Source organism: Achromobacter sp., assembly GCF_049647645.1.
GTDB lineage: Bacteria > Pseudomonadota > Gammaproteobacteria > Burkholderiales > Burkholderiaceae_B > Achromobacter.
The window spans coordinates 1-12,897 of sequence record NZ_JBARYB010000199.1 but is presented as its reverse complement, the minus strand read 5'-3'; the positions used below and the strand labels follow the sequence as shown (position 1 = coordinate 12,897).

13 protein-coding genes are annotated in these 12,897 nt (G+C 67.0%); 12 read left to right on the top strand and 1 reads right to left on the bottom strand.

What is annotated here, in order from left to right; genetic code table 11:
* The 9 genes from WBB14_RS22410 to WBB14_RS22370 all read left to right on the top strand — a co-directional run.
* Positions 1-1,128, top strand: a 1,128-nt coding sequence (locus WBB14_RS22410) for an ABC transporter permease (protein WP_424241786.1), incomplete at its 5' end; no start/stop codon positions are given.
* Positions 1,128-1,550, top strand: coding sequence for a group II truncated hemoglobin (locus tag WBB14_RS22405; protein ID WP_424241785.1), 423 nt, complete (start codon positions 1,128-1,130; stop codon positions 1,548-1,550). The genes WBB14_RS22410 and WBB14_RS22405, both read left to right, overlap by 1 nt.
* Positions 1,540-2,277 carry a 3-deoxy-D-manno-octulosonic acid kinase gene (locus tag WBB14_RS22400; protein ID WP_424241784.1) on the top strand — a complete coding sequence of 246 codons (738 nt, stop codon included), beginning with the start codon at positions 1,540-1,542 and terminating at the stop codon, positions 2,275-2,277. Before WBB14_RS22405 ends, WBB14_RS22400 begins: the two co-directional genes overlap by 11 nt.
* A 144-nt stretch (positions 2,278-2,421) precedes the next feature.
* On the top strand, positions 2,422-3,525 hold the full coding sequence (locus WBB14_RS22395) for a polyamine ABC transporter substrate-binding protein (RefSeq protein WP_424241783.1): 1,104 nt from the start codon (positions 2,422-2,424) through the stop codon (positions 3,523-3,525).
* A 6-nt stretch (positions 3,526-3,531) separates the two neighbouring features.
* Positions 3,532-4,659, top strand: a complete 1,128-nt coding sequence (locus tag WBB14_RS22390; protein WP_424241782.1) for an ABC transporter ATP-binding protein — start codon at positions 3,532-3,534, stop codon at positions 4,657-4,659.
* Positions 4,656-5,576, top strand: coding sequence for an ABC transporter permease subunit (locus WBB14_RS22385; RefSeq protein WP_424241781.1), 921 nt, complete (start codon positions 4,656-4,658; stop codon positions 5,574-5,576). Before WBB14_RS22390 ends, WBB14_RS22385 begins: the two co-directional genes overlap by 4 nt.
* Positions 5,573-6,382, top strand: a complete 810-nt coding sequence (locus WBB14_RS22380) for an ABC transporter permease subunit (RefSeq protein ID WP_042792726.1) — start codon at positions 5,573-5,575, stop codon at positions 6,380-6,382. The genes WBB14_RS22385 and WBB14_RS22380 overlap by 4 nt, the downstream gene beginning before the upstream one ends.
* A complete protein-coding gene (locus WBB14_RS22375) occupies positions 6,379-6,735 on the top strand; it encodes an arsenate reductase (RefSeq protein WP_424241780.1) in 357 nt (118 codons plus the stop codon). Before WBB14_RS22380 ends, WBB14_RS22375 begins: the two co-directional genes overlap by 4 nt.
* A 10-nt stretch (positions 6,736-6,745) precedes the next feature.
* Positions 6,746-7,468: a DNA-3-methyladenine glycosylase gene (locus WBB14_RS22370; protein WP_424241787.1), complete on the top strand. Its 723-nt coding sequence runs from the start codon at positions 6,746-6,748 to the stop codon at positions 7,466-7,468.
* Positions 7,469-7,508: 40 nt separating this feature from the next.
* Here the strand turns inward: WBB14_RS22370 and WBB14_RS22365 are convergent, their stop codons facing one another.
* Positions 7,509-8,207, bottom strand: a complete 699-nt coding sequence (locus tag WBB14_RS22365; protein WP_424241779.1) for a PhoP regulatory network YrbL family protein — start codon at positions 8,205-8,207, stop codon at positions 7,509-7,511.
* A 141-nt stretch (positions 8,208-8,348) separates the two neighbouring features.
* Between WBB14_RS22365 and rmuC the strand changes: the two genes are divergently transcribed.
* The 3 genes from rmuC to WBB14_RS22350 all read left to right on the top strand — a co-directional run.
* Positions 8,349-9,728, top strand: a complete 1,380-nt coding sequence (gene rmuC / locus WBB14_RS22360; protein WP_424241778.1) for a DNA recombination protein RmuC — start codon at positions 8,349-8,351, stop codon at positions 9,726-9,728.
* Between the two features lie 105 nt (positions 9,729-9,833).
* Positions 9,834-11,363, top strand: a complete 1,530-nt coding sequence (locus tag WBB14_RS22355) for an amidase (RefSeq protein WP_424241777.1) — start codon at positions 9,834-9,836, stop codon at positions 11,361-11,363.
* 63 nt (positions 11,364-11,426) lie between these two features.
* The coding region (locus WBB14_RS22350; protein ID WP_424241776.1) for an isovaleryl-CoA dehydrogenase at positions 11,427-12,897 on the top strand (1,471 nt) is incomplete at its 3' end.

The window sequence follows — 12,897 nt, the reverse complement described above, 5'->3', positions numbered from 1 at the left end:
GCGCTGCGCTTCGCGCTGGCCGGCGTGGTGCGCCGGCGCGCCGCCACCATCACCCAGGTTTGCGCGCTGGCGGTGGGCCTGATGGCGCTACTGCTGCTGACCATGACGCGCACCGACCTGATCCAGGGCTGGCAGCGGACCTTGCCGCCAGATGCGCCCAATCGCTTCCTCATCAACGTCCAGCCGGACCAGCGCCAGGCCGTGACGGACGCGCTCACGCGCGAAGGCCTGGGCCGCATCGCGCTGGCGCCGATGGTGCGCGGCCGCCTCATCGCCATCAACGGCAAGCCCGTGGGGCCGGATGACTATGAAGAGCCCCGCGCCAAGCGGCTGGTGGACCGCGAGTTCAACCTGTCCTATGGCGATGAATTGCCTTCGTCCAACCGCATCGAGCAGGGCCGCTGGCTGGCGCCTGGCTCGGCCGAGGTGTCATTGGAATCCGGCCTGGCCAAGACACTGGGCCTGGCGCTGGGCGACAAGATGACCTTCGACGTGGCGGGCCAGCAGGTCGAAGTGGCCGTTTCCAGCACCCGCCGGGTCGATTGGGATACGATGCGCGTCAATTTTTTCGCCATCCTGACTCCCGCCTCGCTGGCCGACATGCCCCAAAGCTGGATCACTTCCTTCTACCTGCCGCCCGAAAAGGCCTCGGTCCTGCCCGCGCTGGTGCGCGAGTTCCCGAACCTGACCGTTTTTGACGTGGGCGCCATCCTGCAGCAGTTGCAGTCCGTGCTGAACGAGGTGGGCAAGGCCGTGCAATTGCTGTTCCTGTTCACCCTGGCGGCCGGTGTGCTGGTGCTGTCCGCGGCGCTGACCGCCACGCGCGACGAGCGCATGCGCGAAGCCGCCGTGCTGCGCGCGCTGGGTGCTACCCGCAGCCAGTTGGCGCGCTCCCAGCGCATCGAGCTGTGGGCGGTGGGCGGCCTGGCCGGCCTGCTGGCCGCAGCCGGCGCCACGGCGATCGCTTGGGCTTTGTCAACGCAGGTCTTTGATTTCACTATTACTCTCAGCCTCTGGCCGTGGCTGGCGGGCATCGCGGCGGGCATGCTGGGTGCCTGGGCCGGCGGCGCCCTGGCCCTTCGCGGCGTGTTGCGCACGCCGCCGCTGGTCACCCTACGAGAAACCTGATGCCGACGCGCGTCCATACAATTACCGAACCCGTGGAAAATTCCAGCAGCATTTTTGACCTGCTCGGCGGCGAGCCGGGCGTGCGCGCCCTGGTGGACCGCTTCTATGACCTGATGGACATGGAGCCCGACCTGAAAGAGCTGCGGGCCGCCCATGGCCCCAGCCTGGACCAGGCGCGCGACAAGCTGTTCTGGTTTCTTTGCGGCTACTTCGGCGGTCCGGACCACTATATAGAACGCTTCGGCCATCCACGGCTGCGTGCCAGGCACCTGCCGTTCTCGATCGGCGAGGTCGAGCGCGACCAGTGGGTCACCTGCATCGGCCGGGCCATGGAGGACCAGGGCATAGAACCGGCCCTGGTGGATCGCCTGCTGCAGTCCTTCTACGGCGTGGCCGACTGGATGCGCAACCGTGAAGGCTGAAGGCGATTTCCGATCCGGCGAACGGCGCCAGGCCTGGTCCGGCCCGCTGGGCGGGGCCATGCTGAGCGATCCCTTGCGGTTGGCGGAGGCTGGCCCAGACCTGTTCAACCCCGCGCACTATGGCGACCGGGCGCGGCCGGTGGATGCCGGCGGGCGCCAGGCGGCCTGGTTCGTGCAGGGCGCGGGCTGGCAAGGCGTGCTGCGCCGCTACCGCCGCGGCGGGATGATCGCGCGCATCAGCCGCGACGCCTATCTCTGGAACGGCGAGGCCCGCACCCGCAGCTTCCGCGAGTATCGCCTGCTGGCCGCCATGCGCGCCCAGGGCCTGGCAGTGCCGGCGCCCCTGGCTGCCGCCTATTGGCGGCAAGGCCCGATCTACCGCGCCGCCATCGTGGTCGAGCGCATACCGGGCGTGCGGCCCCTGGCCCAGATGCTGGCCGAACCGGTCTGGCAGGCCGCGGCCGAGGCCATCGTGCGCATGCACCGGGCCGGCGTCTGGCATGCCGATCTCAACGCCTTCAACATCCTGGTGGGCAGCGACGGCCGCGTCTGGCTGATCGACTTCGACCGCGGCACGCAAGGGTCCTTGTCGGATCGGCAGCGCCAGGCCAACCTGGAACGCCTGCGCCGCTCGCTGCGCAAGGTGGCCGGGGAAGACGGCGAGCGCTTCTGGCTGCGTCTGCGCGACAGCTACTGGACGGCCTGGGGCGTGGGAATCCAGCCCTGATCGGGGCGCGGGCGGCCAATTGCCGCCATCAGGCCCGAAACGCGCCAATTAGCCGGCAAAGTTGGGCAGGTCATCGCTAAAAAGCTTTATCATTTCGCCTTTTGGTACTCCTGTCACATACGGCATAACGCAAGGGGGCTGGTGATGAAACTACGGGCGGGTATGCGCTGGGCGCTAGGGGCGATGCTGGTCGCGGCGGCCTCGTCGTCGGCGATGGCGCAGAACAAGGTCGTCAACGTCTACAACTGGGCCGAGTACACGGCTCCGGACACAATTCCCGGTTTTGAAAAGGAAACCGGCATCAAGGTCCGCTATGACGTCTACGACAGCAACGACACCCTGCAGGCCAAGCTGTTGGCTGGCAAATCGGGCTATGACGTCGTTGTCCCGTCCACGCATTACGCCTCGCGCCAGATCGAAGCCGGCCTGTTCCAGAAGCTGGACAAATCCAAGATTCCGAACTGGAAGTACCTGGATCCCGAAGTGATGGCGCTGGTCGCCACCGTCGATCCCGGCAACGAGTACGCCATACCCTGGGGCTACGGCACCAACGGCCTGGGCTACAACGTCACCAAGGTCAAGCAGATCATGGGCGATGGGGTGGACCTGGCCAACTGGGACATGATCTTCAAGCCCGAGAACGCCGCCAAGCTGAAAGAGTGCGGCATCTCGATGCTGGACGAAGCCGCTCAGGTGTTCCCGGCCGTGCTGAAGTATCTGGGCAAGGATCCCAATAGCACCAACGCGGACGACTACAAGGCCGCGCTGGAAGTGCTGATGAAGATCCGCCCGTACATCCGCCAGTTCAGTTCGTCGGGCTACATCGACGAGCTGGCCGTGGGCGACCTGTGCATGGTCTACGGCTTCTCCGGCGACGTGATGATCGCGCGCAAGCGCGCCCAGGACGCCAAGAAGTCCTATGAAGTGAACTACTTCATTCCCAAGGGCGGCGCGCCCGCGTGGTTCGACCTGATGGTCATCCCCAAGGATGCCCCGCATCCCGAAGAGGCGCTGGCCTTCATCAACTACATCGAGACGCCGAAGGTGCACGCGGCCATCACCAACACCATGTTCTACCCCAACGCCAACAAAGAGGCGCGCCAGTACGTGGTCAAGGACGTGGCCGACAATCCCATGATCTACCCGCCGGCGGAGGTCTCCAAGACCTTGTACGTGATCAAGGCGCTGCCCTTGAATATCCAACGCCTGCAAAACCGGATGTGGTCCGAGCTGAAGTCTGGAAGATAAGTCATCATGAGCGATAGCCGTTACTCGGCGCAGCATTCGGCCGATCCGGACGAGTTCGTCCGGATCGCCGATGTCGTAAAGATCTTCGGCGATGTGGTCGCCGTCCGTTCCGTCAACCTCTCGGTCAAGCGCAACGAGATCTTCGCCCTGCTCGGCAGTTCGGGCAGCGGCAAGTCCACCTTGCTGCGCATGCTGGCAGGCTTCGAGGAGTCCACTTCGGGCCAGATTTTCCTGGACGGCGAGGACATCACGCACGTGCCGCCGTACCGCCGGCCCGTGAACATGATGTTCCAGTCCTACGCGTTGTTCCCGCACATGACGGTCGAGGCCAACGTGGCCTTCGGCCTGAAGCAGGAAGGCGTCGACCGGGCCGAAATCCATGACCGCGTGTTCGAAGCCCTGGACCTGGTCCAGATGGCCGGCTATTCGCGCCGCAAGCCCAACCAGTTGTCGGGCGGCCAGCAGCAGCGCGTGGCGCTGGCGCGCAGCCTGGTCAAGCGGCCCAAGCTGCTGCTGCTGGACGAGCCCATGTCGGCGCTGGACAAGCAGATCCGCCAGAAGACCCAGATCGAACTCGTGAAGATCCTGGAGCAGGTCGGCGTGACCTGCATCATGGTCACGCACGACCAGGAAGAAGCCATGACCATGGCGCACCGCCTGGCCGTCATGACCGAAGGCCAGATCGTCCAATGCGGCACCCCGCAGGACGTCTACGCCTTCCCGAATTCGCGCTTCGTTGCCAGCTTCATCGGCTCGACCAATATGTTCACCGGCACCATCGTGGTCGATGAACCCGATCACGTTGCCATCGAGTGCGGCGAGCTGACCCGTCCGCTCTTCGTCAACCACGGCGTGAGCGAGCCGCTGGGGATGGAAGTGCACGTCTCCATCCGCCCCGAGCGGCTGGTGGTGTCGCGCGAACAGCCCGAAGGCGAATACAACTGGGCCCACGGCATGGTCAGCCACATGGCCTGGATGGGCAGCTACGCGCTCTATCAGATCCGCCTGGATTCCGGCAAGACGGTCGAGGCCAGCGTGCCCAGCCTGCTGCTGGCCCAGATGGACGCGCCCGGCATCGACGAAGAGATCTTCGTCAGCTGGGACGCCGACAGCGCGACGGTGCTGGCGTCATGATCCGGTTCTCGCCCCGCGACTGGTTGCCGTCGGGCCGGGCGCTGGCGGTGGTGCCGCCGTTCGCCTGGCTGGTGCTGTTCCTGCTGGTGCCGTTCCTGCTGGTCTTCAAGATCAGCTTCGCCGAGTTGAAGTTCGGCATTCCGCCGTACACCTCGCTGGCGGAATTCAAGGACGAGGCGGTGCAGTTCAGCCTGCACCTGCGCGGCTACATCCTGCTGTTCACGGACAGCCTGTATTTCGCCACCTACTTGAACTCGGTGAAGATCGCCGCGATCACGACGCTGTGCTGCGTGCTGATCGGCTACCCCATCGCCTACTACATCGCGCGCTCCTCGCCAGCGGTGCGCAACCTGCTGTTGCTGGGCGTGATCCTGCCGTTCTGGACTTCGCTGCTGTTGCGCGTGTACGCCTGGGTGGGCATCCTGCGCAACGACGGCCTGCTCAACAACCTGCTGCAGAGCCTGGGCATCATTTCCAGTCCGCTGGAAATCTACCGCACCGACGTCGCGGTATACATCGGCATGGTCTACGCCTATCTGCCGTTCTTCATCTTGCCGCTGTACGCCACGCTGGTGAAGATGGACCTGCGCCTGCTCGAAGCCGCCTACGACCTCGGCGCCAAGCCCTGGCAGGCGTTCTGGCAGATCACCGTGCCGCTGTCGCGCCAGGGCGTGATCGCGGGCGCCATGCTGGTGTTCATCCCGGCGGTGGGCGAATACGTGATCCCGGAAATGCTGGGCGGGGCCAACACGCTCATGATGGGTCGTGTCATGTGGAATGAATTCTTCAACAACGCCGACTGGCCCATGGCGTCGGCGGTGACCTGCGTGATGGTGCTGCTGTTGCTGGTGCCGCTGGTGTTCTTCCAGTACAACCAGGTCAAGCAGCAGGAACAGGTAGGCGGAGGCCGCAAATGAACGGGCCCAACAAGACTTTGCGCGCCGTGGTGCTGGGGTTGGGCTACTTCTTCTTGTACGTGCCCATCATCAGCCTGATGGTGTTCTCGTTCAATGAATCGCCCACCGTCACGTCCTGGACCGGCTTCTCGTTCCGCTGGTATCACTCGCTGTTCAACGATGATGCGCTGCTGCGTGCGGCCTGGCTGTCGTTCCGCATCGCCGCCATGACCGCCACCGCCGCGGTCATCATCGGCACCTGGGCCGGCTATGTGCTGGGGCGCATGGGGCGCTTTCGCGGCTTCGCGCTGTACGTGGGCATGCTTAGCGCGCCCCTGGTCATTCCCGAAGTGGTGCTGGGCATTTCCTTGCTGCTGATGTTCGTGGAGCTGCGCGGCAGCCTGGGTTGGCCCGCGGAGAACGGCATCTTCACGATCTGGGTCGGCCATGTCACCCTGTGCATGGCCTTCGTCGCGGTCGTCATCCAGACGCGCATCCGCGACCTGGACCGTTCGCTGGAAGAGGCCGCGCTGGACCTGGGCGCCACGCCCATGACCGTGTTTTTCAAGATCACGCTGCCGCTGATCGCGCCGGCGCTGGCCTCGGCCTGGCTGCTGTCCTTCACCCTGTCCCTGGACGACGTGGTGCTGGCCTCGTTCCTGTCCGGCCCCAGCTCCAGCACGCTGCCCATGGAAGTTTTCTCGCGGGTGCGCCTGGGCTTGAAGCCCGAGATCAACGCGCTGGCGACGTTATTCATCCTGGCGGTCGGCACCTGCGTGATCCTGGCCAACCGCATGCAATGGCGCAAGGAGTCCGAGCCCAAATGAAGCAAACCACCCTGTATGGCCTGACGAAGTGCAGCACCTGCATCAAGGCGCGCGACTGGCTGACTGCGCACGGCGTCGCCCACGCGTTCGTGGATTACCGCGACAATCCTGTGCCCGCCGCCACGCTGAAGTCCTGGTCGGACCAGGTCGGCGGCTGGGAAAAGCTGGTCAACCGCACGTCCATGACCTGGCGCAACCTGCCCGAGGAGCGCAAGACGGCGCACACCGATGCCCAGTGGAGCCAATTGATCGCCGAGTATCCGGCGCTGGTGCGCCGCCCGGTCACGGTGACGCCCGATGGCGAGGTGAGCGTTGGCTTTAGCGAAAAACGCTACGGCGAACGGTTCGCCTGAGGCGCGGGCCCTGGCCAGCCTGGCGCCAGGCGCGGCCGGCCGCGCCTTGCCCGACGCCTTTTTCGACCGCGACGCCTTGCAACTGGCGCGCGAGCTGCCGGGCAAGGTCATCCGCCATCGCGTGGGCGATTTGTGGCTGTCTGCCCGCATCATCGAGACCGAAGCCTACTTCCTGGATGAGAAGGGCAGCCATGCGTCGCTGGGCTACACCCACAAGCGGCGCGCCCTGTTCATGGACGGCGGCACGGTCTATATGTATTACGCCCGTGGTGGAGACTCGCTGAACTTCAGCGCCGGCGGGCCGGGCAATGCCGTGCTGATCAAATCCGCCTATCCCTGGACGGATGCGCTGTCCGGACCGCAGGCGCTGGCCCGCATGCAGCACTTGAACCCCGATGCGCAAGGGCGTCCGCGCCCCGTCTCCGGCCTGTGCGCCGGCCAGACCCTGCTGTGCCGGGCGCTGGGCCTGAAGGTGCCCGACTGGGACGCGCGCCGTTTCGACCCGCAAGCCTTGTATGTGGAGGATGTGGGGGAATCGCCCGAGGCCCTGGTCTGCACCACGCGGCTCGGCATTCCCCTGGGACGCGACGAACACCTGCACTACCGTTTTGTCGACCCGGCCTACGCGGCTTACTGCACGCGCAACCCCTTGCGCCGCGGACAGCGCGCCGGACACGACTATGTGTGGGTGGATCGCCAGGGCGTGGTGCTGCCGGAGGCGCCGCAGCCGTAGCCGCCTGGACGGCGCCGTGGCTGTGCCTGCGGCGGGCGCCTCAGAATGCGCCAGTGGCGATGCGCTCGGCCAGGGCTGCGCGCATGCGCGCGTACTTGCGGCGGATGCGCCGGCTGTTCAGGCGTTTGCTCCAGGCATAGACCGGTATGAGCGGCAGCCCGCCGAAGCCATCGATCAGGTACAGGCCCTGCTTGCCGTCGGCGTTCAGGCCGCAGGCGATGTTGCTGGCAGAGATGTCGTGCAGGACCACGTGGGCATCGGCCAGGTCTTCGAAGAACTCGTCGAGCTGCGCGCTGAGGGCTGCGTCCAACTTGCCTTGTTTGGCCAGGTCCGTGATCGTGGGGGCGATGTTGCCGTTGGCGTCGCAGATTTTTTCGACCACCAGGCCCAGGCCCAGGGTGGTTTGGGCGACCCCCAGAATGCGCGCCATGGGCACCTGCCATACGCCGGAGGGGCGGGTGGTGGTGGTGACGTATTCCGAGATTTCGGTCAGGTAGACGCGGTAGGCGCTTTCGCGTTGGTATTGCTTATACCAGCGCTTGAACGGGCGGGCTTCCAGGTACACCGCGCGGGCGCGCATGTCCATGACCTTGACGAGCAAGGAGGGCATGCTGGGGTGCTGGAAGATGTGCCTGTCGTGGCCGGAAGCGAGTGGCGCGACGGCGTTCAGGTCCAGCGGGCCGAATACGGACTGGAATGAAGCCGCGGGCTTACAGGGGGACGGATCTGCGGGATTCAAGGGGGGAAACAAACCTGTTTGGATGTCCCAGAGTTTAATCCCCAGCCTTCGGCAATCCCTTCGGCGGTACCAGATCTAGGTCGGATTTACCCCGGAGGTCGTGGTTCGGGTCCTACAATCCCGGCTTTGGAGACACATCTTTTGAACGATATTCATCTGCTTTGGATCGCTGCGGGCGGCGCAGTCCTGGCCTTTTTGGCAGCCTTGCTGGCCTGGCTGCGCCCACCCGCGCCGGACGCCCGTCTGGACGCGTTGCTCGAAAGCCTGGAACGGACCGAGCGCGCGCTGCGCTCCGACATCGCGGAAGGCCAGCGCGGTCTGCGCAGCGAATTCGCGGACTCCACGCGTGCCCTGCGGGTCGAGCTGTCGCAGTCGCATGGCGACCTGCGCGCCGGACTATCGCGCGACGCCCAGGCCGCGCGCGTGGAGTCGGCGGAGTCCCTGGCGCGCTTCGCCGCCGGATTCTCCGAGCAGTTGCAGGGCCTCATCCAAATCAATGAGCGCCGCCTGATGGAGGTGCGAGCCACCGTGGACCAGCGTCTGCAATCGTTGCAAACCGACAACAGCGCCAAGCTCGATGAAATGCGCCGCACCGTGGACGAAAAGCTCCATGCCACGCTGGAGCAGCGCCTGGGCGAGTCCTTCAAGCTGGTGTCGGACCGTCTGGAGGCCGTGCACAAGGGCCTGGGCGAAATGCAGGCGCTGGCGGCCGGCGTTGGCGACCTGAAGCGGGTGCTGACCAATGTGAAGTCGCGCGGCACCTGGGGCGAAGTGCAACTGGCCCGGCTGATCGAGGACAACATGACGCCTGACCAGTACGCCAGCAACATCAAGCCCGTGCCGGGCAGCGATGCGGTGGTGGAGTTCGCCATCCGCCTGCCCGGGCGCGGCGACGGCGGCGTACCGGTCTGGCTGCCCATCGACGCCAAGTTCCCCAAGGAAGAGTACGAGCGCCTCATGGACGCGCAGGAAGCCGCCGACACCGAAGGCGTGAAGAGCGCCGGGGCCGCGCTGGGCCGGGCCGTGGAGCTGCAGGCGCGCCTGATCGCCGGCAAGTACGTGGCGCCGCCGCACACCACCGACTTCGCCATCATGTTCCTGCCCACCGAAAGCCTGTATGCGGAGGTGTTGCGCCGTCCGGGCCTGCTGGACAAGCTGCATGACCTGCGCATCAATGTGGCGGGCCCCAGCAATCTGGCGGCGTTGCTGAACAGCCTGCAGATGGGTTTCCGCACGTTGGCGATCGAGCAGCGTTCGTCCGAGGTCTGGCAGGTGCTGCGCGCGGTCAAGACGGAATTCGGCAAGTTCGGCGAATCCTTGGCCAGCGTCAAGAAGACGCTGGACACCGCCAGCAACAAGATCGGCCAGACCGAAGTCCGCACCCGCGCCATGCTCAAGAACTTGAAGGCTGTCGAGGCGCTGCCCGAAGCCGACGCCCGGTTGCTGCTGGGCGCTGTGGACGAGGGCGATGCCAGGGACGATGAGGAAGACCAGGGCGCGCCGGCCGCAGGTCCGAACTGATCCGGCCGCAACGGCATCGCAGGGGCGCGCGCTTGTTGCCCGCTGCGACTGCCGATATCCTGGCGCTAGCGGCAATCCGCCGTCGACACCTGGAGCATTGCAAGCATGAGCACCGCTGAACGCCATGATTCCTCCACCTTGGACGCGACGGCGCTGGGCGTCGATATCGCGCAAGGGGCCACCACTGCGCTTGCTGCGATGCAGCAGGCGGTGGGCCGGGTGGCGGCCCGCAATCCCTCGATCAACGCGGCCTGCGGCCTGCAGGCGGAAATCGGCCTGCGCCTGGCGCAGTCGCTGGACGAGGAGCTCGCCGGCTTGTCGCAAGAGCAGCGGCTGGCGCAGTTGCGGGACCGTCCGTTCCTGGGCGTGCCGACCTTGCTCAAGGACCTGGGCACCGCCGCGCTGGGCCTGCCCAGCGCCATGGGTTCGGTGCTTTATGGCCAGGTGGTATGGAACGTCGATGCCGAGATCGTCAAGCGCTACCGCCGCGCCGGCCTGATTCCGTTCGGCCGCACGACCAGCGCCGAGCTGGGCCTGAGCCCCACCACCGAATCGCCGGTCTACGGCCCGGCCACGCAGAATCCCTGGAAGACGGGCCATAGCGCCGGCGGATCCAGCGGCGGCGCGGGCGCGGCGCTGGCCAGCGGCATGGTGCGCATCGCCCATGGCAGCGACGGCGGCGGATCGATCCGCATTCCCTCGTCCTGCTGCGGCGTGCTGGGTCTGAAGCCCTCGCGCGGCCTGATGCCGCTGGGCCCGCTGAAGGGGGAAGGCTGGGGCGGCCTGGCCACCGAACACATGATGACCCTGTCGGTGCGCGACTGCGCCGCATCGCTGGACATCAGCGCCGGCGCCGACGTGGGCGCGCCTTATGCCGCGCCGGCGCAGCCTGCGGACTCCTACCGCGCGGTGGTGGCGCGGGTCGCCGCGGATCCGCAGTCGGCCGCGCGGCGCCGCATCGCCTTCGTCAACACGACCTACGAGGGCGAGGCCATCCATCCCGAGGTGGCGGCCACCGTGGACGAGGCCGTCCGTCTATTCGCCTCGCTGGGCCATGAACTGGCGCCCGCCGCGCCGCCGGTGGGCTCGGAGGAGGTCTTGTCGCCCATGCTGCCGCTGATTGCAAGCGCGGCGGCCAATGCCATCGATGCCTTCGTCGCCGCGCGCGGCCGCCGCCTGGCCGCCGATGAGCTGCAGCCGACCACGCTGGGCGCGCGTGAATATGCGCGCGCCATTTCCGGCGCGCAGTACGTGGCCTGCGTCGATACCTGCCACGAGATCACGCGCCGGGTCGGCCGCTTCCTGGAACGCGACGGCGCGCAGGGCTACGACCTGTTCCTGAGCCCGGTGCTGGCGCAGCCGCCGGCCGCCATCGGCCGCTACGCCATGGACAACGCCGACTACCTGGCCTACCGTTTGGGCAAGAAGGGCGTCATCGGCTATTCGCCGTTTGCGCCCTTGGCCAACCTGACCGGCATGCCCGCCATTTCCATCCCCTTCGGCATGTCGTCCGACGGCCTGCCCATCGGCATCCAGCTCATGGGGCCGCTGGGCAGCGAGGCCGCGCTGCTGGAACTGGCGGCGCAGGTCGAGGCGCTGCGGCCCTGGGCTCTGGTGGCGCCGATGGCCAGATAGGGCAGAAGGGCAGACCGCGCCGCGGGCAGGCGGCGCATTTGTGGACCGATCCAGGGAGCCGCCATGTCATCGTTCACGACGCACGCCGTATCCAATCAGGTGCCGCCCCTGGAGGACTACTCCCTGTACGAGACCGATCCGGCCTTGCGCGAGGCGGTGCGGCGCGAAGGTGCGCAAGCCTGGGCGGCGGACCTGGCGGCGCATGGCGCCTGGCTGGGCCGGGCGCAGACGCTGGAAGCGGGCGCGCAGGCCAATCGCTGCCCGCCGCGTCTGATCAGCTACGACCGCGGCGGCCACCGCATCGACCGCGTCGAATTCCACCCGTCATGGAATCTGCTGATGGGCGGCATCATGGCGCGCGGCCTGCACAGCCGCGCCTGGGAGCGGTCGGAGCCGGGCGCGCAGGTGGCGCGGGCTGCGGCCTACATCATGCAAGGACAGGTCGAGGCGGGCACCTTGTGTTCGACCACCATGACTTTTGCGGCGGTGCCGCTGCTGCAGCGCGAGCCAGCGGGCGTGGTGGACTTCGGCGGGCAGTGGCTGAACGCCCTGTATTCCCGCGAGTTCGACGGCGCCGATGCGCCGTTGGCCGCCAAGCGCTCGGCCTTGATCGGCATGGGCTTGACCGAAAAGCAGGGCGGTTCGGACCTGCGCGCCGTCACCACGCGCGCCACGCCGGTGAGTGTGGCGGGCCGCGGACGCGCCTATCTGCTGGTGGGACACAAATGGTTTTTCTCGGTGCCGCAGGCCGATGCGCACCTGGTGCTGGCGCAGACCGACGAAGGACTCAGCTGCTTTTTCGTGCCGCGCTGGATACCCGACGGGCCGCGCAATGCGGTGCGCGTGCGCCGGCTGAAGGACAAGCTCGGCAACCGCAGCAATGCCAGCGCCGAGGTCGAATTCGAGGACGCCTGGGGCGTCATGGTGGGCGAACCGGGCCGCGGCCTGACGGTGCTGCTGGAGATGGCGGCCACCACGCGGCTGGATTGCGTGCTGGGCAGCACGGCGCTGCTGCGGCAGGCGCTGGTGCAGTCGGTCCATCATGCGCGGCACCGGCACGCCTTCGGCAAGCCCCTGATCGAACAGCCGCTCATGCGCAATGTGCTGGTCGACCTGGCGCTTGAAAGCGAGGCAGCCATGGCGCTGGGCCTGCGGCTGGCGCGCGCCGTGGACGAACGCGGCGACGCCGTGGCGCGGGCCCTGGTCCGCGTGGGCACGCCCGCCGCCAAGCTGTGGGTCTGCAAGCGCGCCATCGCCGCGGTGGCCGAATGCATGGAAGTCTGGGGCGGCAACGGCTACGTGGACGACGGCCCCATGCCCAGGATTTACCGCGAAACGCCAGTCAACTCCATCTGGGAAGGCTCCGGCAACGTAATGGCGCTGGATGTGCTGCGGGCCTTGCAGCGCGAGGCCGCGGCGCTGCCCGCGCTGGAGCGCGAGTTCGCGCAGGCGGCGGGCCAGTACCAGGACTTCGACGATGCGCTGGCGCGCTGGCGGGCCTTGCTGGCCGACGAGGCCCAGGCCGAGTTCCAGG

Bases quoted from the DNA above. Each gene is read 5' to 3' on its own strand.
- WBB14_RS22355 (WP_424241777.1), top strand. From the start codon at position 9,834: ATGAGCACCGCTGAACGCCATGATTCCTCCACCTTGGACGCGACGGCG.
- WBB14_RS22390 (WP_424241782.1), top strand. From the start codon at position 3,532: ATGAGCGATAGCCGTTACTCGGCGCAGCATTCGGCCGATCCGGACGAG.
- WBB14_RS22385 (WP_424241781.1), top strand. From the start codon at position 4,656: ATGATCCGGTTCTCGCCCCGCGACTGGTTGCCGTCGGGCCGGGCGCTG.
- WBB14_RS22380 (WP_042792726.1), top strand. From the start codon at position 5,573: ATGAACGGGCCCAACAAGACTTTGCGCGCCGTGGTGCTGGGGTTGGGC.
- WBB14_RS22405 (WP_424241785.1), top strand. From the start codon at position 1,128: ATGCCGACGCGCGTCCATACAATTACCGAACCCGTGGAAAATTCCAGC.
- WBB14_RS22395 (WP_424241783.1), top strand. From the start codon at position 2,422: ATGAAACTACGGGCGGGTATGCGCTGGGCGCTAGGGGCGATGCTGGTC.
- WBB14_RS22375 (WP_424241780.1), top strand. From the start codon at position 6,379: ATGAAGCAAACCACCCTGTATGGCCTGACGAAGTGCAGCACCTGCATC.